Origin of the sequence: Devosia insulae DS-56 (assembly GCF_000970465.2) — a bacterium.
In the GTDB taxonomy this organism is placed as follows: Bacteria; Pseudomonadota; Alphaproteobacteria; order Rhizobiales; family Devosiaceae; genus Devosia_A; species Devosia_A insulae.
This window is the reverse complement of sequence record NZ_LAJE02000161.1, coordinates 1-18,878: the sequence shown is the minus strand read 5'-3', so window position 1 is coordinate 18,878 and position 18,878 is coordinate 1. Positions and strand designations below refer to the sequence as shown.

Sequence of the window (18,878 nt, the reverse complement as noted above, 5' to 3'; positions counted from 1 at the left end):
CGCGGAATGCGTTACGAGAGGGATAGGGTCAGATCGAAGCGACCCAATAGACCGAGAACCCGGAGAAGTCCAATGCGCCTCGTCCCCCTTACCTTTGCCCTGTGCCTCGTCTCCGGCGTGGCCCTCGCCCAGGAGTTGGCCCCGCTCAATGATCTCAAGGCCTGCCGCCTCGATGCCGAACTGGTGTCGCTGAGCTTCAGCTATGACGGCGGCGCCTGCGAAGAGACCGGCAATGGCAGCGTCGACCTGGTCGAATCCGGCACGGCGACGGTGACCATCCCGATCGTCTCCACTGCGGAGTCTGCACCATGCAGGTGGTGAAGGTGACCCACGCCAGCGCCATCAACGCCGTCGATGACGTCACTGCCCTTGAAGTGCAGCTGGTCAGTCCCGGCGGCGAAGTGCAGGCCAAGGGCAAGGTCGAGATCGCGCCGCACACCCCTGACTGCGTGCCGCCGGTGCCGACAGAGTAGGGCACTCAAGCCAGGCATGCCGGCTCGCGGGCCCCGTCATTTCGGTCGATCGCGGTGCGCGAACTTGAGCGACACAGCCGCGAGGACAATCAGAACAATCAGCAGCAGAGCTCGGGTCAGCGTCATCACCACGCCGTGCTCAAACGCCGCCTGGTTGGTCCGCAGATAGCGTTGCAACAGATCGTCGATCTCGTCTGACAATGACGATGTCGACGCGTTCCTCAGCTCGAGGAGGCGCTTGAGGTGAGCGACTTCGCCACTCACCACGGCCTCTAGCCACCGCAACCCATTCCTCGCGTCATCGGTACTGATATGGGAGTAGATCGAAGACAGTTGCCGGCTCTCGTCGGCAGTAAGCGTCACGGTGGCGATCGGGTAGCGAACAATGCCGCTTTCGTCCCTTGGCACGGTGAACAGGCAGAAGAACAGGTCCAGCGCGACCAGCTTGCTGCCATCGGCCATCGTATCGATGTCGCGTCTGGAGCTCCAGACCGGGGTCGACCACGGATAGCCGGCGGTACAGGATTGCTCGAGGTCGAGCACCTTCCGCAGGTCGAGGAATGCCTCGATCATCGGGCCGGCTCCCGCGCTTTCTGCGGGGTTCTCCAGCAGCCTCGCGATGGTCGCGAGGTATGGCGCATCGACTTTGCTGCGCTCCTCCATCAGGAAGATGTCGCGTGAGTAGGTATTGTAGTCGCGGAACTTCGACTTGAGGCCGCCGAACACCTCGCTCGTCGATGCCGATGAGTTGGTCTCGCTGCTCCCGAAGAAATGTGACCAGGCGTAGCCGAACCCGGCATAGTCAGTCAGGGCGATCGCCAGGGCGCTCACCACGATCAGCGAGCCGACCAGAAGCCGCCCGTCGGTCCATATCCGGCTGCCACGCCGGGTGGTCGTGATGTCGCCATGCGGCGTATGCGCAGACCCCACAGAAGACATTTGTCCCCTCCGGCTGAGCCCGACTGCCGTCATCCTACTCCCGTTTGACCGTGGTGTCAGAGAGCATGAGTGATCGCCGGATTGCGCGCCGCCGGCGCTGCAGGACTAGCGTTCCCTGAGGTTCATGCGCATCACCGGTGCCGTGCCGAACTGAGTTTCGGTGATGCCTGTCTGGGTGAAGCCGACTGACCGGTAAAAGGCGAGGGCGTCATCAGCGGCGACGACATGCAACGTCGATGCACCCATGCCCCGTGCCAACTCCTTGGTCCGTTCGACCAGCCGGCGCCCGAGGCCGAGGCGCTGCATCTCCGGATCGACGAACAGCCCGTCGAGTTCCGCGTTGCCGTCTGCCTTCGGCAGCACAACGGCGAAGCCAACGGGGCTTCCATCGGCATCGGCCACGCAGGCAGTTGCCGCTGTCAGCTGTTCGACCGGAACCTGAACGGCTTCCGGATGCGCCAGCAACGCCTCGCGATCACGCTCGCTGGCCATCACGGTCTTCCAGACGATTGCCAGCAGCGCCGGTTGATCGTCGGACTGCGCGGGCCGAATGGTGTATCTCGCGGCCATAGATCTCCGACGTCCCGCAGAGGTAGTTGTGGCGACGGAGCGGAAGTTGCTCCGAACGGAGGCTAACCAAGTCGGAGACAGCGTAGTTTCGCAAGAACGCGCATAGAGTTATCATTCTGGCCGGGCCACCCTGCGAAAGATTGAAACCTGTCTGGGAAACACTGGCTGCTGCGAGATCGGACGGTTGTAAGGCCCGGTCGGCTTGTCGCCGTCGCCTCGGTTGCCGGGCCGCTGATCTCATCGCTGCTGACGGCGGGGCCGTTCTTTTTCGGCAGCTTGCCGGCAACGGCACTGGAGCCGCTCCACTTGGCGGTCAACATCCTTTTGTTCGCCATTGCGAGCTACTGTTTCGGCCTGGTTCCCGCGCTGTTGGCCTCGGTGGTGCTGGTGCTGCGGCGCAACACAACCGTGCTCGAGGCTGTGGTTGTCGCGCTGGGGGTGAGCTTTGCCGTGGGCACGTCCTACGGCATGCTTGGGGCTTCCAGCGTTCCTTTATTCGCAGGCCTGTCGTTGACCGTGGTGGCGGTCCCCGCGACCATCGGCGTCGGCCTGCTCGCCACGTGGTGGGGCGCATTCGGAACGCCTTCCCCAACAGTGCGACCGCCTGTCCCACGCGATACTGCCTCCTGACGTTGCTGCAGCCGTCTTGCGCCCGTCACGCCTTCCCGTTAGAAGGCCGCACCCAATTCAGACCCACTCCAAGGACCAGACACATGGCCATTGAGCGCACCTTCTCCATCATCAAGCCCGACGCGGTCCGCCGCAACCTGATCGGCAACATCCTTGCCGTGTTCGAAAAGAACGGCCTGCGTCCGGTCGCGCTGAAGAAGATCAAGATGACTCGCGCCCAGGCCGAGGGCTTCTATGCGGTGCACAAGGAACGCCCGTTCTACGGCGAGCTGGTCGAGTCCATGATGTCGGGTCCGGTGGTCGTCCAGGTGCTGGAAGGCGAGAACGCCATCCTGAAGAACCGCGAAGTGATGGGCGCCACCAACCCGGCCAACGCCGCCGAGGGCACCATCCGTAAGCTCTACGCCGTTTCGGTCGGCGAGAACTCAGTGCACGGCTCGGACGCTCCCGAGACCGCCAAAGAAGAGATCAAGTTCTTCTTCACCGACGACGAGATCGTCGGCTGATCGCCGCTCGATAGCGATTTCCGAGGGCCGCCTCCGGGCGGCCCTTTTGTTTTGCTAGCGGCACGCACACCCACCAGAGCTATCTCCGCGCGAGCCGCGGACCGACGCCTGGAGATCGTGCCTAGGCAAGAACCGATATTTCCCGCGTTAGCGGTAATGACCCGGCGGGTGTATGGATACCCGCGCATAGCGAAAGCCGCCCCGTGAACCTTCCCGAGACCATCCATCCCGCGCTTGCCACCGCCCTGACGGCCCGCGGCTACGACACGCTGACGCCGGTGCAGTTGAGCGTGCTCGCGCCCGAAGCTGCCGAGCGGGACCTCCTGGTGTCGGCGCAGACTGGTTCGGGCAAGACCGTGGCGTTCGGCATGGCCATCGCCCCGACGCTGTTGGGCGAAGCCGAGAAGTTCGAGCGCGCCGCCACCCCGCTGGCGCTGCTGATCGCCCCGACCCGCGAGCTGGCCATGCAGGTGCAGCGCGAGCTCGAGTGGCTTTATGCCGAAACCGGCGCCCAGATTGCCGCCGGGGTAGGGGGCATGGACATCCGCACCGAGCGCCGGGCCTTCGAGCGCGGCGCTCATATCGTCGTCGGTACGCCGGGCCGGCTGCGCGACCACATCTCGAAGGGAGCACTCGATCTGAGCCACGTCCGCGCCGTCGTGCTGGACGAAGCCGATGAGATGCTCGATCTGGGATTCCGCGAGGACCTCGAATTCATCCTCGATGCCGCGCCGGAAAGCCGCCGCACCCTGATGTTCTCGGCCACGGTGCCGCGCGCCATCGCCGATCTCGCCAAGACCTTTCAGCGCGACGCGGTCCGCCTCGTCGCCACCAGCGCCGGCGAGCAGCACGCCGATATCGGGTACCAGCAGATCGTGGTGCGTAACGACGAGCGCGAGCACGCCGTCATCAACATGCTTCTGCTGCACGACAGCTCCAACACCATCGTCTTCTGCCACACCCGCGAGTCGGTGAAACACCTCACTGCCCGCCTTGCCAACCGCGGCTTCCCGGTGGTGGCGCTGTCGGGCGAACTGACCCAGGCCGAGCGCTCCAACGCGCTGCAGGCGATGCGCGACGGCCGCGCCCGCGTCTGCGTCGCCACCGACGTCGCCGCCCGCGGCATCGACCTGCCCAACCTCGACCTGGTCATCCATGCCGACGTTCCGTCCAACCCCGAGACGCTGCTGCACCGCTCCGGCCGCACCGGCCGCGCCGGCCGCAAGGGCATTTGCGCGCTGATCGTGCCGCTGCACCGTCGCAGCGCCGCTGCCCGAGTGCTGCGCGCCGCCAACCTCGAGGCCACCAGCCGCGGCGCTCCGAGCATTGCGGAAATCGATGCCCGCAACCGCGAGCAGATCATCGCCACGGCGGTGGCCGTCACCGCGCCGAACGAGGTCGAGGCGCCGTTCGTCACCGAACTGCTCGCCCGTCTGACGCCCGAGCAGCTCGCCGCCGCTTACATCCGCCGCGAACTGGCTGCCCGCCCGGCGCCCGAGGAAGTGTCCGAGCAGGCGATCCCGGCCTTCAACGAGAAGCCGCCGCGCCGCGACAAGCGCTTCGTCGATGAAGAGGGCGCGCCGCGCGGCAAGCCCGAGCCGATGCAGAACGGCCGCTGGTTCACCTTGTCGATCGGCCGCAACCGCCGCGCCGATCCCAAGTGGCTGTTGCCAATGATCTGCAAGGCCGGCGACGTCACCAAGCGCGACGTTGGCTCGATCAAGATTCTCGACAATGAAACTCGCTTCGAGATCGCCGCCGACAAGGCCGATGCCTTCGCGGCGGCCATCGGCCGCGTCGGCGGGCAGATCGAAAACAACACCACCATTGCCGCCTCCGGCCCGCCCTCGGCGCCGGCCAAAAAGAGCTACAACCGGGACAGCGCTCCGCGTTTCACCAAGCGCGACGACGCCCCGCGCTACGACAAGCCGATGCGCGATGACGGTCCCCGCTACAAGGTGCGCTCCGATAAGGGCGCCAAGCTCGCCACCAAGCCGGCGCGCGAGATCACCCCGCCGCTGCAGCACGATGGTCCGCCGGTGGCCCGTGAGCCGGTGTTGTTCAACAGGAAGCCCACCGAGAAGCCGAAGGTGAACCCCAAGGACAAGGGCAAGCCGAAATACAAGAACCGCGAGAAACGCGACCCGCCGACCGAGGCCGCTGCCGTTGGAGCCGCCCCGCGCAAAAAGCCGAAAAAGGGCTACGACCCGCTCGGTTGACGAGCGTACCTCGACTGCCGCATCCTCTCCTCCGCTTTGGGGAGGAAACCATGCCTTACGTCCGTATCGAAATCACCGACGGCGCGACTTACGAACAGAAGCTGCAGATCTACAAAGAGACCACCGAGATGCTGGTCCGGATCCTGAACAAGAAGCCCGAGTATACGTTCGTTGTTATCGAAGAGGTCGACAACAAGAACTGGGGCCACATGGGCACGTCCGTCGCCAAGATCCGTGAGGCCGAGGCCAAGGCGGCCGCCAAGGCGCCCAAGGTCACCAAGGCCAAGGATAAGCCGAAGGCCAAGGCGAAGCCTAAGACCGTGAAGGCCTGAGGTGCCCGAGGTTCTCGTTCACATCGTCGAAGGCCGCTCGAAGGAGAGCAAGAAGGCGTTGATGAAGGACATCACCGACGCGGTGGTGAAGAACTTCAACGTACCGGCCGAGCGCGTCGTCGTGCAGATCGTCGAGAGTCCGAGGGATAGCAAGTCGAGGGGCGGCGTGCCCTTCGACGAGATGTAACGCTAGTTCCCCGGATCGGGAATGTTCAGCACGTGCCCGCAGGCCTTGCAGTGCACCGCGTCCGGCTCGTGGCGTTGCAGGCCGCATTGCGGGCAGGGGAAGAACACCTTGTTGGGGCGGAAGATCGACTGTGCCAGCCGGACGAACAGCGTGATGCCAACAATCATCACCGCGATCGAGGTGAGCCTGCCGGCCGTCCCCGGCAGGGTCACGTCGCCATAGCCGGTGGTCGTTACCGAGGTGACGGTGAAGTAGAGCGCGTCGACATAGCCCTCGATGCCAGTCTCGGGGCTGCCAAAGAAGGTCAGCACGAACCCCGAGACGAGGAACAGGAACGTCACGATGTTGACGATCGCCTCGCCCTGTTCGCGGTACTGCGTCAGCTTGAACTTCTTCAGCGGCCGCCACAGCACGCCGCTTTTTGACAGCGTCCAGAGCCGAAGGATGCGCAGGAAGCCGAAATTGGCGAGCCATGCCGGCAGCAGCAGGGTGATGAGGATGAAGATGTCGACGATCGTCGTTGGCTGCCTCAGCCAACGCAGCGGATCGGTCGAGGCAAGGGCACGCGCCACGAGATCCGCGATCAACAGCACGGCCACCGCGATGTCGATCCAGATGAAACTGGGCCGGTCGCGCAGCAGCGGCGTCGCGATAAAGAAGGCGATGATCGCCAGATCGACCAGCAGCACGGAGAACTGGAAGCGCAACGCCATGGTCGAGCTGCCGTGGTAGAGCAGCCGCAAGGTTGAGCGAAGCCGCGTCAGGCCGTGCTCGGGACTTGGCTCATCCATCCGCGTTGTCTCCTCATCCGGGGACCTTGCCCGGAGCGGGCCTGCTGTCAATGCTGCGCGGCCGGTTGTCGTTGCAGCACATTATTCGCCAGCACCAGCACCAGTGCGCCGCAGGTTGCCAGCCCGGCCGCCACCCAGAACAGCTCGAGATAGCGGCCCGGCGCCGCCACCAGCCCGAAAATCCCGGCCGACAGCATGCCCGAAGCAACGATCGTCACGTCGAGCAGCGAGGTCGAGAGGCCCACCCGACCGCGGATCGCTTCCTGCATGTAGCTGATCGGCACGCTCATCAGCACCGCGATCGCAACAGCCCGCGGGATCTGCAGCCAGAACACTTCGGTGACCCCCGTCGCCTGGGTCAGCATCACCTGGTAGAGCGCGTAGATCAGGGCCCCGGCGGCGATCAGCGTGTGCTTCCTGAACCGGCGGCCGAGAAACCCCCAGGCCAGCATCAGCGGAATCTCGAGAAATGCCCCGATCCCCGCGGCGATTCCGACATCGCCGATATTGCCACCGAAATGGCTGACCATCGCCAGCGGCGTCGCCGTGCCGCTGACCTTGATCGCCACGTTGATCAGCAGCACGCCGCAGATACCGACCAGCATCGGCAACGCGATGCCGCCTTTGCCGTCGGTGCTTGGCTTGGGCGGGGCGGAGACGACGCGGGTGGCAGGGTCGGCCAGCATCACCAGCGAGATGGCGCCACAGACGAGATAGGCCACGGCCGCCAGGAGGTAGACGTCGAACACCTGGTGGACCGCGGCGATCCAGCCGGCGAGCGGCGGCACCATGACCCATGAGGCGGCATAGATCGAACGCAGCACGGTGATGCGGAACTCGGCATCTTTGGGCTGCGTCTGGTCGTAATAGACCCGGGCATAGGCAAAGGTCTGGCTGAACGCCGAATTGCCGAATGGCAGGATCACGCAATAGGCGATGACGAAGGCCATCGGGCTGCGCAGCCAGTACATCAGCCCCATGCCGACCGCGCCGAGCAGCGCCGTCACCAGCATCAGCAGCCGGCGATCGCCGATCCGGTCCGACAGCCAGCCGAGCGCCACTGAAGCCACGACGCCGACGATCGAGGCCAGCGTCAGGATCAGCGCAAAATCGCCGTGGCCGATCTTCAAGGCGTCGATGGCGATGATCGCGTCATAGGGTGCGGTCGAGGCGTAGCCGACGCCGATCGACAACAGGCTGGCGGAAATAAGCGCCGCCATCGGCAGGCGTGGCTGGGCAGTCTCGGTCATCTCAGGCAGTTCTCCGGCGCGATCCCTAGTCCAGAATCGTGAGGGCAGGCCAGTGCTTTAGTTGGCCGGGGCGACGCGTGGGCCGATGACCCGATGGGCGAGGAACAACACCACGGCGCCAAGCGTCGACAGCACCCCGGCGATCCAGAACATCGGCACATAGCCGGTACTGCTGGCCATGAGCCCGAAGATCCCGGCCGAGAGCAGCCCCGCGAGCACGAACACAACGTCCAGCAGCGAAGTCGAAAGCCCGACCCGGCCGTGAATCGCTTCCTGCAGATAGCTGATCGGAAGGCTCATCAGCCCGGCGACGGCGATGGCGTTGATGAGCTGCAGCCACAGCACATCGCTCACGCTATGCGCCTGGGTGAACAGGAACATGTAGAGGGCGTAGATCAGGCCGCACCAGACGATCAGCGTGTGCTTGCGCCAGCGCAGCGCCGCGAACCCCCAGGCGAGCGTGAACGGGATCTCCAGCAGCGCTGCGAGGCCCGAATAGAGGCCGACATCGGCAAGTGTACCGCCGATATCGCCGATAATCGCGAGCGGCGCCGCCGTACCGCTGAGCCGGAGCGCTACGCTGATCAGCACGATGCCGACGATCCCCATCAGCATGGCCGGCGCGATCCCGTCAGCCGCGGCCTCACCGCTGGCTTTGGTCTCGGCCGTGCCGATCCGCGCCATCGGCTCCCGCAGCAGGATGAGGAAGATCAATGCACTGCCCAGATACGCCGCCGCGGCGAGGCCATAGACGTCGAACACCTTGTAGGTCGCGGCCACCCAGCCGGCGATCGGTGGCATCAGCACCCACGATGCCGAGAACACCATCCGCAGCACCGTGATCATGAACTCGGCCCGCTCCGGCTGGCGCGCGTTGTAGTAGGCGCGCGCATAGCCAAAACTCTGGCCGAACAGCGCCCCGCCGAACGGCACGATGACGCAATAGGCAATGATGTAGCTGAGCGAACTGGGCGCCACATAGATGAGGCCGAAGCCGAGCGCGCCCATCAGGGCGGCGAACAGCACCAGCACCCTGCGGTCGCCGACGCGGTCCGACAAGAACCCAAGCCCGACGGAGGCAACGAGGCCAACCAGGGCGCTGATCGACAACAGCAGCGCATAGTCGCCGCTGGAGAACCCCAGCCCGTCGATCGCGGCGATCCCGGCATAGGGCAGGGTGGCGGCGTAGCTGGTGCCGTTGAAGAACAGGTTCGCCGCAAGCAGCGTCGTCATCGGCAGACGTGGTCTTGGCGGCGCGTTCATCGCGGGTCCCCCCACGACGATCCCTAGGCGGGATCGTCGTGGCCGGCCAATGAATTGCCGTGACCCGGGTATCAGCCGGCCTGATGGGACAGATCGCCGTAGTCGAAAGCGGCGGCGCTAGCAATTGTCGTTGCAGCAGTCGTCGCAGGGCTCTTCGTCTTGCTCTTCCTGCTCGTCGCCCTCGTCCTTCACGAGGCTCTCGCTCTGCGCATTGGCGACGAACCCCTTCTGGAAGCACTCCTTGGCCTCCTCGACGCGGAACGCCCCGAGCAGTGGCGCCTGCGACTGGGCGTATTTGAAGTTCGCCTTCAGGTCATCGCGGTCGGCGCCCTTGAAGTCATCGGTATGGCCGAGGATCTCGGACTTGCCGAGGTCGTAGGCCCCCAGCTCACAGGTGTCGTCGAGCGTCACGCAGGTATTGCTGAGATTACAGAGCACCACCTGGCCGTGATACAGCAGCACCTTGGTTTCCTGGGTGCTCGAGTTGAAATCGAACGACGTGCCGCGCACCCCGATGGTACCGGTCGGCGTCTCGATGATGTAGCGGTCCTTGGGCGCCCGGCCGGTGGTGAAGCGGAAGGTGCCCGACAGTGCGTTGATGGCGAACTTGCCCGCCGACTCGTCGTTGCGCAGCAGATAGTCCTCGATCAGCAGCGCTGAGTTCGGGCCGACCACCAGTTCGGTCTGGTCGCTGAACTTGATTTGAACCTGGCCCTTGGCACCGGTGACCACCCGGTCGCCGATAAAGATCTCGGCCCCGACCGTCAGCGTCTTACTGTCGGTTTTGGTCTCGACCGCAGCAGCCGGGTCGACGCCCAGCGCCTTGCCGCTGGCGGCGAGGGTGGGGAATGAAAAGGCAATAGATCCGAGCGCAGCAAGCGCGCAGGCGAGGGGGGCTCGCCATATCAGGGGGTGCATATGCGTCCTCAGCTATGCAGTGACATGAACATCGCCCGGCCCCCCGGCGGGTGCGATTGGCGGTCTCCTACACAAGGCAAAACCACGCTTCCAGACCCAAAAACCGGATTCCATCGCGCTTGTGATCAGCCCTGTTCAGGGATCGTTCAGTTTGGCGGGATCGTGCCCAGCCCCGGACCAGCAGATCTGCATCCCGGGCACTTCTCAACGGCGCGTCCCGGGCCTATATCGCTCCCCGTTGGGGACGACCCCGACACTTCCCCATCGTCAGCGGGACGGCCCGCGTTCAAGGAGCTCCTCCCATGGCGTGGGTTTACCTCACTATTGCCGGCCTGCTGGAAATCGTCTGGGCCATCGGCCTCAAATACACCGAAGGCTTCACCCGGCTCGGCCCGACGGCCATTACCGTGGCGGCGATGGTCGCCAGCGTCGTGCTGCTTGGCATCGCCCTGCGCGACCTGCCGGTCGGCACGGGCTATGCCATCTGGACCGGCATCGGCACCATTGGTACAGCTGTCCTCGGCATCATGCTGTTCCACGAGCCGGCCACCGCGCTGCGGCTTGCCAGTATCGGGCTGATCGTCGCGGGTATTGTCGGCCTCAAGCTGGTCAGTTAGCCGACCTTCGGCGCTGCCGCTGTGGCTTCCGCGCCAGCCTCTTTGACGAAAATGCGGGATAACGCAAAAGTTGATGGAACCTTTTGCGCTTTTCCGTAACGTGATTTGCGGGGGCTCCGTCAGGCGGAGCTAATCCGCGCCGAGCGTCAGCGCATCTCGAAAAGAAAGTAAAGGGGAGCCATGCTGTTCCGCTCTGCTGAGGTCGTGTCTGTCCTCATGCTCGTTGTTGCCTTGATCATCGCCAAGCACCTGCCGATTGCCGCCGGCCTGCCGCTGTCGCAGATCACCGGCATCGTCTGCTTCATGTTCGCCATCTATCTCAGCCTGCGCATCTACAATGCCGAGCTGAAAAAAATCCGCGCCGAAGAATAGCCCTTTGTCCTCCCGGCATCGGGAGGGGCGTGCACCAGTGACCGGGTAACCCCGGGCTAGAGGATGAAGTCGGCTGCGTACATTGGCAGCCGGCCATTCAACTCGAGTTGAAAATCCGCCACGCCGTCACCGTCTGTGTCGCCTTCGACCAGCGTTACGGCGGAAAGATCGGCGCGCTGGTCATAGACCCAGCGCAATTCGCCGGCCTTGCCGGTGAACTCGGCAAAGCCCAGCAGCTGAAACGCCTGGTTGCCGGCGAACTGCTCGTTGGCGTCGATCGACCCCAGGTTGATCTTGTCCGCCGTCGGCTTGAAGTCCCAGATCACATCACGCGTCGTCTCGCCGGCACCGATCTCCTCGACGCTGCGAAAGTCGAAGCGATCCCGGCCCTGTCCGCCGAGCATGAACTCCGTGCCGAGCCCGCCGATCAACAGGTCATTGCCGGCCCCGGCGTTGAGATAGTCATCACCATCGCGCCCGTCGAGCCGGTTGCTGCCGCCCCAGTCGATCAGCTCGTTGTCCGACGCGTTGCCCAGCAATGAGCGGCCGGAATAGTCGATGGCCATGGTGAGGTTCTCGATCTCGGGATAATCCTCGAGATCGATCGCCACCGTCGCGCGGATGGTGTCCACCCCACCGATATCGATGATGGTGTCGGAGCGATCGTCGATAAGCTGGTAGATGTCGTCGCCTAGCCCGCCCTCGAGCAGGTCGGCGCCGCCATGCCCGAACAACTGGTCGCTGCCGCCTAGGCCGATGATGTGATCGTCCCCGGCAAACCCGAGGATTGCGTCGTTGGCGTCGCTGCCGGTGAGTGTCTCGGGCGCGTCGGTGCCCATGATGTAGGCCATGGAACTCTCCCTCAGAGCGCTTTCAGGAAAAGTTGCAGACTTTTCCGGTTCGAAAGCGCGACCAAATCAAGGATCTAGATCCTTTCGCCGTTTCACTTGAAACGGTGAGAAGATCTAGAGAATGAAGTCGCCCGCCGTCAGCACATGCTGGCCGCGCAGTTCGAGGCCGAAATCGGCCTCCCCATCGCCATCCGTGTCGGCTTCGATGATGGTCACCACTTCACCGTTGGTGAAGGTGAAGTAGTCGTAGCGCAACTGGCCCCACTTGCCGGTGAACTCGCCGTCGCCGATGAACGTGAAGGCCTGGTTGCCTTTGCGCCAGACGTTGGAGTCGACGCCGGCAAGGTTGATGAGGTCTCCCGCTTCGAAGTCGACGATCACGTCGCGACCCACGGTCGGCTCGCTCTGGTAGCTGGCGAAGTCGAAGCGGTCCGAGCCGGCGCCGCCGATCAGCACATCGCGGCCAAAGCCACCGATCAGGATGTCGTCGCCACCGCCACCCTCGAGCCGGTCATCGCCATTGCCGCCGGAGAGCACGTTGTCGCCAAAGCCGCCGACCAGCCGGTTGTTGAGGGCGTTGCCGTTCACGTGCCAATCGCCCGCATCGGCGAGCACCAGGTTCTCGATCTCGGGATTGCCGGCAAGGTCCCAGTGCGTCGTCGCACGGATCGTGTCGATGCCGCCGCTATCGATGATGCTGTCGGTGCGGTCGGCGAACACGAAATACTCGTCGTTGCCGAGCCCGCCTTCGAGAATGTCGGCGCCCGCGACGCTACGCAGTGAATCATTGCCCGCATCGCCGATCAGGTGGTCGTCGCCGCCATGGCTGATCAGCACGTCATTGCCGAGCCCGCCCCGCATCGTCTGGTCGCCGGCCGCGTCGATCCGGGTCACCGCTTCGGTGGGCTTCAGCCCGTACACCACCGCGGTGGTTCCGGAGAGATAGAGGCCGCCCGGGCTGGCTTGGCTGTTGCCGAAGGCGAGGTCGGCGAAGCCGTCGCCATTGAAGTCGCCGAGCCCGGCAATGTCCTCAAACCCGGAATAGGGGTCGGCGCTGTCGATTTCGAAGCCGTTGCGGCCGTCGAGATCGTCGACGTCGAAGCCCGGCGTGTGGAAACTCGCCCGGCCGAACACCACGTGCGCGCTGCCATAGCCGGTCTGCACCAGCACATCATCGAAACCATCGCCGTTCACGTCTCCGGCCCCGGCCACCTCCACCCCCAGCCGCGACAGGGTGGGCCCGCGGATGACGAAGCCGTCACTGCCGTCGAGCGCCGCGAGATCGAGCGCAGCATCAAACCCGCCTGCCTTGCCGAACACCACATAGGCCTCGCCGCCATCGATGTGGCCGTGTGGCCGGGCGTTGGGGTTGCCGACGATGAAGTCGTCGATGCCGTCGCCGTTCACGTCACCGGCCGCCGCGACCGAGCGGTTGACATCGGGGTCGAGCCGGAAGCCGTTGCTGCCGTCGAGCTGGTCGACGGTGAGGCCGGCGGGAAATCCGTCGGCACCGCCGAAGATCACCGCTTCGCCGATCGCCACATCACCGAACCCGTCGCCGTTGATGTCGCCGATGCCGGACGGCGGCGCGTAGCCCCACTGGCTCGAGTTGAAGATCGAGGCGGTCGCATCGGTGACGATCGCGTCCGCAGCAAAACCGTCGGCCTTGCCGAGCAGCAGCCGGGCCTCGTACTGGGTGGTGATCAGCACATCGTCGAAGCCGTCGCCATTGGTGTCGCCGGCCGAGGCGATGGTGTAGTTGGCGGTCGATCGGGGCGGTCCGTTGAGCGTAAAACCGTTCTCGCCGTCGAGCTGCTCGAGCCAGACATATGGTTCGAACCCGTCCGCCTTACCGAAGACGACGTGGATGTCCTCGTAGCCATACTGGTCGGCATCGTTGGTGGTGCCGACCATCAGGTCGTCATAGCCATCGCCATTGATGTCGCCGGCGCCCTGGACGTACCAGGCCTTGTCCACCGTATCGATCGCGAAACCGTTGCTGCCGTCGAGTTCGGTGATGTTGAAATCGGCTGCAAACGGCTCGGCCGAGCCGAAGACAACGTAGTTGTAGACGGCGTTGCCCATCCGGTCGCGGCCGCTGACGATGATGTCGTCAAAGCCATCGCCGTTGACGTCGCCGGCGTTCTCGACGCTGGTCCCCAGCCGGTCGTCGGTGGTGGCGCCGCTGATGTTGAAGCCGTCGCTGCCATCGAGCGCGTCCGGATCGATGCGAGGTGGATAATAGGCCATGCTGAAAATCCTCCCGAATATAGCTCAAGGCTCCGCTTCGCCTCTCGATCCGGGAACGCAGCGACCTGCATGGGTGCGGTGCAGGGTTTGCATGGATCAGCCCGGTTTCGCGCTGGAACACCTGGAACCGCCAGCGGTCACTGCCCATTGCTTGTGCAATTGGCTCCTGGCGGGGGCAAGGGGGGCCGTCGCATGGGCAATGGTTCGCCCTGTTGCCGCCCGAACCTGCGTGATAAATCTCGGCGCCATGAACGCCATCACCACGCCCCGCACCGCCCGTTCGGTCTGCCCGCACGATTGCCCGTCGACCTGCGCGCTCGATGTCGAATTGATCGACCAGCGGACCATTGGCCGGGTCCGCGGCGCCAAGGACGATCCCTACACCGCCGGCGTCATCTGCGAGAAGGTGGCGCGCTATGCTGAGCGGATTCATCACCCGAACCGTTTGACCCATCCCCTTCGCCGCGTTGGCAAAAAGGGTTCTGGTGAATTCCAGCAGATCAGCTGGGATGAAGCCTTCGACGAGATCGTCGCGCGCTGGCTGGAGATTGAGCGCACCGACGGGCCCGAGGCGATCTGGCCCTATTTCTACGCCGGCACCATGGGCCATGTGCACCGCGACGGCATCGAGCGGCTGCGCCACGCCCGCGGCTATTCGCTGCAGTACGACACCATCTGCACCGGCACCGCCTGGCCTGGCTTCATCGCCGGCACCGGCGTGCTGGCCGGCCCCAACCCCGAGTCGATGGCCGACAGCGATTGCGTCGTCATCTGGGGTACCAACGCCGTCGCCACCCAGGTCAACGTGATGACCCACGCCATCCGCGCCCGCAAGGAGCGTGGCGCGAAGATCGTCGCTATCGATATCTATCGCAACGGCACCATGGAGCAGGCCGACATGGCGCTCGTCGTGCGCCCCGGCACCGATGGGGCGCTGGCCGTGGCGGTGATGCATATCCTGCTGCGCGACGGCCTGGCTGACCGCGCCTACATGGCCGACTACACCGACTTCTCGCCCGAGTTCGAGGCCCACCTCCAGAGCCGCACGCCCGAGTGGGCCGCGGCCATCACCGGCCTTGCCGTCACTGAGATCGAGGCCTTTGCCCGGCTTGTCGGCACCACGCCAAAAACCTACTTCCGCCTCGGCTACGGCTTCACCCGCCAGCGCAACGGCTCGACCTCGATGCATGCGGCGCTGTCGGTCGCGGCGATGACCGGCTCCTGGCAGCACCATGGCGGCGGCGCCTTCCACTCCAACTCGGGTTCATGGAAGCTCGACAAGTCGATCATCACTGGCGCCGAGATGGGGCCGGGCGGCCGCGAGCTCGACATGTGCGAGATCGGCAAGGTGCTGACCGGCGACAGTACCGCGCTGAAGGGCGGCGGCCCGGTCAAGGCGCTGTTCATCCAGAACACCAACCCGGTCAATGTCAGCCCGGAGCAGGGGCTCACCCGCGCCGGCTTTGCACGCGACGACCTATTCACCGTGGTGCACGAGCAGTTCATGACCGATACGGCCAAGCTGGCCGATATCGTGCTGCCGGCCACCATGTTCCTCGAGCACAACGACTATTACCGGCGCGGCGGCCATACGCGGCTGCTCTACGGCCCGAAGCTGGTCGACGCTCCCGGCGAGTGCCGCTCCAATTTCGAGGTGGTCAACGAACTGCTGCGCCGCCTCGGCACCGACCACGCCTCGATGCACCTCACCGATCGTGAGATGGTGGCCGAAACCTTCCGCCGCTCCGGCTTTGGTGAACTCGATGAGATCGAGAGGACCGGCTTCATCGACGGCGCCTGGCCGGACGAGAAAGCCCGCTTCGCCGATGGTTTCGCTTGGCCGGATAAGCGCTATCGTTTCGAGCCGGACTGGGACGCGGTGGCGCGGCTCAAGGGCTACAACTGGGTCTGCGATCCCTCGGAGATGCCGCGCTTCGCCGACCATTGGGATGTCACCGAGCGCGTCGACGCCGAAACCCCGTTCCGCCTCGCCACCAGCCCGTCGCGCAGCTTTCTCAACTCGAGTTTCGCCGAAACCGCCGGCAGCCAGAAGCGCCAGCCCGAGCCGACCGTGTTCGTTCATCCCGACGATGCAGCCGAACTGTGCATCGCCGATGGCGACCCGGTGACGCTTGGCAATCGCCGCGGCGAGGTGGCGCTGAAGGCTGTGTTCTTTGCCGGCATGCAGCGCGGCGTGCTGATCGCCGAGGGCATCCACCCGAACTCGGCACATCGCAACGGCGTTGGGATCAACACCCTGATCGGCTCCGACCCGGTCCGCCCGTTCGGCGGCGCCGCCTTCCACGACACCTCGGTGTGGGTGCGCAAGGGTTAGGCGGACCTACGCGCCGTAAGCCTGCCAGAAGAACCAGACCGTCAGGCCGCTCGCATAGATGATGACCAGCGCCCGCAGCCATTTGGTCGGCACCCGGTGCGACAGCCGCGCCGCCACATAGCCGCCGATCGTCGCCCCGACCAGCGCGAACGAGCCGTGATACCAGTCGATCGAGCCCGAGAGCGCAAAGCGCACCACGGCGATCAGCGCCACTGCGCTCGAGATCCAGCTCTTCAGTCCGTTCATCGCGTGGATGTCGGGCAATCCGGCCAGCGCCAGGAACGCCAGCAGCAGGATGCCGAGCCCGGCATTGAAGAACCCGCCATAGACGCACAGCGCCGCCAGCAGCGCATAGATTGCCACGGTGCCGGCGATCTTCATGCCGCGCGCCTGGCCGGCGCGCCGGGCGATGAACGCATTGATCTGTCCGCCGAAGGCGAACAGCAGCACGGCAAACAGCATCAGCCAGGGCACGATCTTGCCGAATGCTTCGTTCGACACGTGCAGCAGCAGTTCCGCCCCGACGAAACCGAAGATCAGCGCGATGGCGGTGTAGGGCAGCAGCTTGTCGCGATGCTTGACGATATCCTTCCAGAACCCCGCGGCGCCGCTCATGTAGCCCGGCAGCGAGGCATAGGTGTTCGACGCATTGGCGATCACCGGCGGCACGCCGGCCGCCATCAGCGCCGGAAACAGCACGAACGAGCCGCCGCCGGCCAGCGAGTTGAGCGTCCCGGCGATGAGCCCGGCAACGAGCAGAAGGATCTCGGTCATTGCAGTTCACTAGCTGGTCGCGGCGCCGCACTCCAACGAGAAACCGTGATCTTCGCCATCAGCTGCACGAATGGGGTCGAGTTGACAAAGCCCGCCCGATCCACCACATGTCGCGCCGTGCTGCTGGCGCCTGCCGCTCGCCGGGGAAACCCGATGGTCAAGTCCAGCCGCGGATCATCCGTGACGCATCACATGATCGCTCCCTTCGAGGCGGTTCATGGCAAGGCGAGCCCCATGAAGAAATCCGCCTCTGTTGAAGAGGACCGACATGACTTTCTCTCTCGATACCCCCAGTGCCGCCACGCTCAAGGCCGAGGCCAAGGCGCTGCGCGCCGAACGCGCTTTGGCGGGCAACCCGCTGGGGCAGGGTGCCGCGCTCGAAGAAATCGCCCACCGCCACGGCTACCGCGACTGGAACACCGCCTCAGCTGCGATGCCGGAACGCGCGGTCAGCCCGGTGCAGGTTGGCCAGCGCGTCAAGGGCACCTACCTCAGCCAGCCGTTCATCGGCATGGTCATCGGGGTACAACTGCTCGCCGACATGAACCACTACGAGGTGACCGTGAAGTTCGATCGCCCCGTCAACGTGTCGAAATCCGAGCTGATGGGCCCGATCTATCGCCAGCGCGTGCGGGCGACGGTGGACCTGCGCGGCATCTCGGCGGCACGCACCAGCGATGGTGAACCGCATATGCGCATCCAGCGCGCATAACAGAATGGATTTTCAACGGCGGGGCTCGCTCCGCCGTTGTCATTCCCGTGTGCGGGTTGTCTTCCATCGTCAGGTGCCGATATATGGAGCCCTCGTCCTCCGGTGGCGTTCCGTCACCACTTCAGCAGCAGACTCGGGACTCCACCAATGACCACCCAGACCTTGCCGATCGATCTCTATTACGCCGCCACGCCGAACGGCCGGAAGATCACCATCATCCTCGAAGAGTTGGCGCTGCCTTACGCCATCTACCCGATCAACATCGGTCGCGGCGACCAGTTCAAGCCCGATTTCCTCGCCATCTCGCCCAACAACAAGATCCCGGCGATCGTCGATCCCGAGGGTCCGGAGGGCAAGCCCGTCTCGATCTTCGAGTCCGGCGCGATCCTCAAATACCTCGCCGAGAAGTTCGGCAAGTTCTACGGCACCAGCTGGTCCGAGCGGATCAAGATTGACGAGTGGCTGTTCTGGCAGGTCGGCGGTTTCGGCCCGATGCTGGGGCAGAACAACCACTTCTCGCGCTACGCCCCCGAAAAAATCCCCTACGCCATCAAGCGCTACCAGGATGAGAGCCACCGGCTCTACCGGGTGCTCGATACCCAGCTTCGGAAGCAAGCCGAGCTCGGCAAGGGCTATGTGGCGGGCGATTACTCGATCGCCGACATCGCCATCTTCGATTGGTCGCGCGGTTCGGACAATCACGGCATCGACATCGCCGAGTTTCCGAGCTTCGCCGCCTGGCGCCAGCGCGTCACCGACCGGCCGACCGTGCAGCGCGCCCTCGGCATCACGCTCGAGCAGAGCCAGCAGATCAGCGCCGCCACCGACAAGGAAGCGCAGAAGATCCTGTTCAACCAGCGCTGAGCGTCTGCTCCCCTCCCCCTTGAGG

General features: G+C 64.8%; 21 protein-coding genes. 12 read left to right on the top strand and 9 right to left on the bottom strand.

The features are described 5' to 3' along the window. The first annotated feature begins 72 nt into the window (after positions 1-72). Together VW23_RS10210 and VW23_RS28935 are read left to right on the top strand one after the other, a co-directional pair. Positions 73-321, top strand: coding sequence for a hypothetical protein (locus tag VW23_RS10210; RefSeq protein WP_069909465.1), 249 nt, complete (start codon positions 73-75; stop codon positions 319-321). Beyond that, the gene (locus VW23_RS28935) at positions 309-473 is read left to right on the top strand and encodes a hypothetical protein (RefSeq protein ID WP_176730372.1); all 165 of its coding nucleotides are present in this window, start codon (positions 309-311) and stop codon (positions 471-473) included. Before VW23_RS10210 ends, VW23_RS28935 begins: the two co-directional genes overlap by 13 nt. 36 nt (positions 474-509) lie before the next feature. Here the strand turns inward: VW23_RS28935 and VW23_RS10205 are convergent, their stop codons facing one another. Both VW23_RS10205 and VW23_RS10200 read right to left on the bottom strand, forming a co-directional pair. Further along, positions 510-1,412 carry a hypothetical protein gene (locus VW23_RS10205; protein ID WP_069909464.1) on the bottom strand — a complete coding sequence of 301 codons (903 nt, stop codon included), beginning with the start codon at positions 1,410-1,412 and terminating at the stop codon, positions 510-512. A 105-nt stretch (positions 1,413-1,517) separates the two neighbouring features. Further along, on the bottom strand, positions 1,518-1,982 hold the full coding sequence (locus tag VW23_RS10200) for a GNAT family N-acetyltransferase (RefSeq protein ID WP_069909463.1): 465 nt from the start codon (positions 1,980-1,982) through the stop codon (positions 1,518-1,520). Positions 1,983-2,288: 306 nt separating this feature from the next. Between VW23_RS10200 and VW23_RS10195 the strand changes: the two genes are divergently transcribed. The 5 genes from VW23_RS10195 (at position 2,289) to VW23_RS10175 (ending at position 5,856) form a co-directional block, all read left to right on the top strand. Next, entirely contained in the window at positions 2,289-2,612 is a 324-nt protein-coding gene (locus VW23_RS10195; RefSeq protein WP_069909462.1) for a hypothetical protein, read from the top strand. Between the two features lie 83 nt (positions 2,613-2,695). Next, on the top strand, positions 2,696-3,118 hold the full coding sequence (gene ndk, locus VW23_RS10190; protein WP_069909461.1) for a nucleoside-diphosphate kinase: 423 nt from the start codon (positions 2,696-2,698) through the stop codon (positions 3,116-3,118). Between the two features lie 203 nt (positions 3,119-3,321). Then, positions 3,322-5,337, top strand: a complete 2,016-nt coding sequence (locus VW23_RS10185; protein ID WP_069909460.1) for a DEAD/DEAH box helicase — start codon at positions 3,322-3,324, stop codon at positions 5,335-5,337. A 50-nt stretch (positions 5,338-5,387) separates the two neighbouring features. After that, positions 5,388-5,669 (top strand): tautomerase family protein, encoded by a 282-nt coding sequence (locus VW23_RS29655; RefSeq protein WP_069909459.1) that lies wholly within the window; start codon positions 5,388-5,390, stop codon positions 5,667-5,669. 1 nt (position 5,670) lies between these two features. Continuing rightward, positions 5,671-5,856, top strand: coding sequence for a tautomerase family protein (locus VW23_RS10175; protein WP_069909458.1), 186 nt, complete (start codon positions 5,671-5,673; stop codon positions 5,854-5,856). 2 nt (positions 5,857-5,858) lie between these two features. On the opposite strand, the gene VW23_RS10170 is transcribed toward VW23_RS10175, so the two are convergent. The 4 genes from VW23_RS10170 to VW23_RS10155 all read right to left on the bottom strand — a co-directional run bounded on the left by VW23_RS10170 (position 5,859) and on the right by VW23_RS10155 (position 10,078). Continuing rightward, positions 5,859-6,647 carry an ion channel gene (locus tag VW23_RS10170; protein ID WP_069909457.1) on the bottom strand — a complete coding sequence of 263 codons (789 nt, stop codon included), beginning with the start codon at positions 6,645-6,647 and terminating at the stop codon, positions 5,859-5,861. A 47-nt stretch (positions 6,648-6,694) separates the two neighbouring features. Further along, entirely contained in the window at positions 6,695-7,897 is a 1,203-nt protein-coding gene (locus VW23_RS10165; protein ID WP_069909456.1) for a sugar efflux transporter, read from the bottom strand. 57 nt (positions 7,898-7,954) lie between these two features. Further along, complete coding sequence (locus VW23_RS10160) at positions 7,955-9,160, bottom strand: MFS transporter (RefSeq protein WP_084645879.1); 1,206 nt, start codon at positions 9,158-9,160, stop codon at positions 7,955-7,957. A gap of 117 nt (positions 9,161-9,277) precedes the next feature. Beyond that, a complete protein-coding gene (locus tag VW23_RS10155; RefSeq protein ID WP_069909454.1) occupies positions 9,278-10,078 on the bottom strand; it encodes a FecR family protein in 801 nt (266 codons plus the stop codon). 302 nt (positions 10,079-10,380) lie between these two features. On the opposite strand from VW23_RS10155, the gene sugE reads away from it, so the two are divergent. Both sugE and VW23_RS28930 read left to right on the top strand, forming a co-directional pair. Beyond that, positions 10,381-10,695: a quaternary ammonium compound efflux SMR transporter SugE gene (gene sugE, locus VW23_RS10150; protein WP_069909453.1), complete on the top strand. Its 315-nt coding sequence runs from the start codon at positions 10,381-10,383 to the stop codon at positions 10,693-10,695. A gap of 216 nt (positions 10,696-10,911) precedes the next feature. Further along, on the top strand, positions 10,912-11,067 hold the full coding sequence (locus VW23_RS28930) for a hypothetical protein (RefSeq protein WP_176730371.1): 156 nt from the start codon (positions 10,912-10,914) through the stop codon (positions 11,065-11,067). 56 nt (positions 11,068-11,123) lie between these two features. On the opposite strand, the gene VW23_RS10140 is transcribed toward VW23_RS28930, so the two are convergent. Next, positions 11,124-11,918 (bottom strand): calcium-binding protein, encoded by a 795-nt coding sequence (locus VW23_RS10140; protein ID WP_069909451.1) that lies wholly within the window; start codon positions 11,916-11,918, stop codon positions 11,124-11,126. Positions 11,919-12,032: 114 nt separating this feature from the next. Continuing rightward, a complete protein-coding gene (locus tag VW23_RS10135) occupies positions 12,033-14,168 on the bottom strand; it encodes an FG-GAP-like repeat-containing protein (RefSeq protein WP_069909450.1) in 2,136 nt (711 codons plus the stop codon). A gap of 247 nt (positions 14,169-14,415) precedes the next feature. On the opposite strand from VW23_RS10135, the gene VW23_RS10130 reads away from it, so the two are divergent. Further along, on the top strand, positions 14,416-16,503 hold the full coding sequence (locus tag VW23_RS10130; RefSeq protein ID WP_069909449.1) for a molybdopterin-containing oxidoreductase family protein: 2,088 nt from the start codon (positions 14,416-14,418) through the stop codon (positions 16,501-16,503). Positions 16,504-16,509: 6 nt separating this feature from the next. Here VW23_RS10130 and VW23_RS10125 read toward each other — a convergent pair whose 3' ends face one another. Further along, entirely contained in the window at positions 16,510-17,277 is a 768-nt protein-coding gene (locus VW23_RS10125) for a sulfite exporter TauE/SafE family protein (protein WP_069909448.1), read from the bottom strand. A 268-nt stretch (positions 17,278-17,545) separates the two neighbouring features. Between VW23_RS10125 and VW23_RS10120 the strand changes: the two genes are divergently transcribed. Together VW23_RS10120 and VW23_RS10115 are read left to right on the top strand one after the other, a co-directional pair. After that, positions 17,546-17,989 (top strand): glyoxalase superfamily protein, encoded by a 444-nt coding sequence (locus tag VW23_RS10120; RefSeq protein WP_055879224.1) that lies wholly within the window; start codon positions 17,546-17,548, stop codon positions 17,987-17,989. A gap of 147 nt (positions 17,990-18,136) precedes the next feature. Continuing rightward, positions 18,137-18,853: a glutathione S-transferase N-terminal domain-containing protein gene (locus tag VW23_RS10115; RefSeq protein ID WP_069909447.1), complete on the top strand. Its 717-nt coding sequence runs from the start codon at positions 18,137-18,139 to the stop codon at positions 18,851-18,853. Positions 18,854-18,878: the final 25 nt, after the last annotated feature.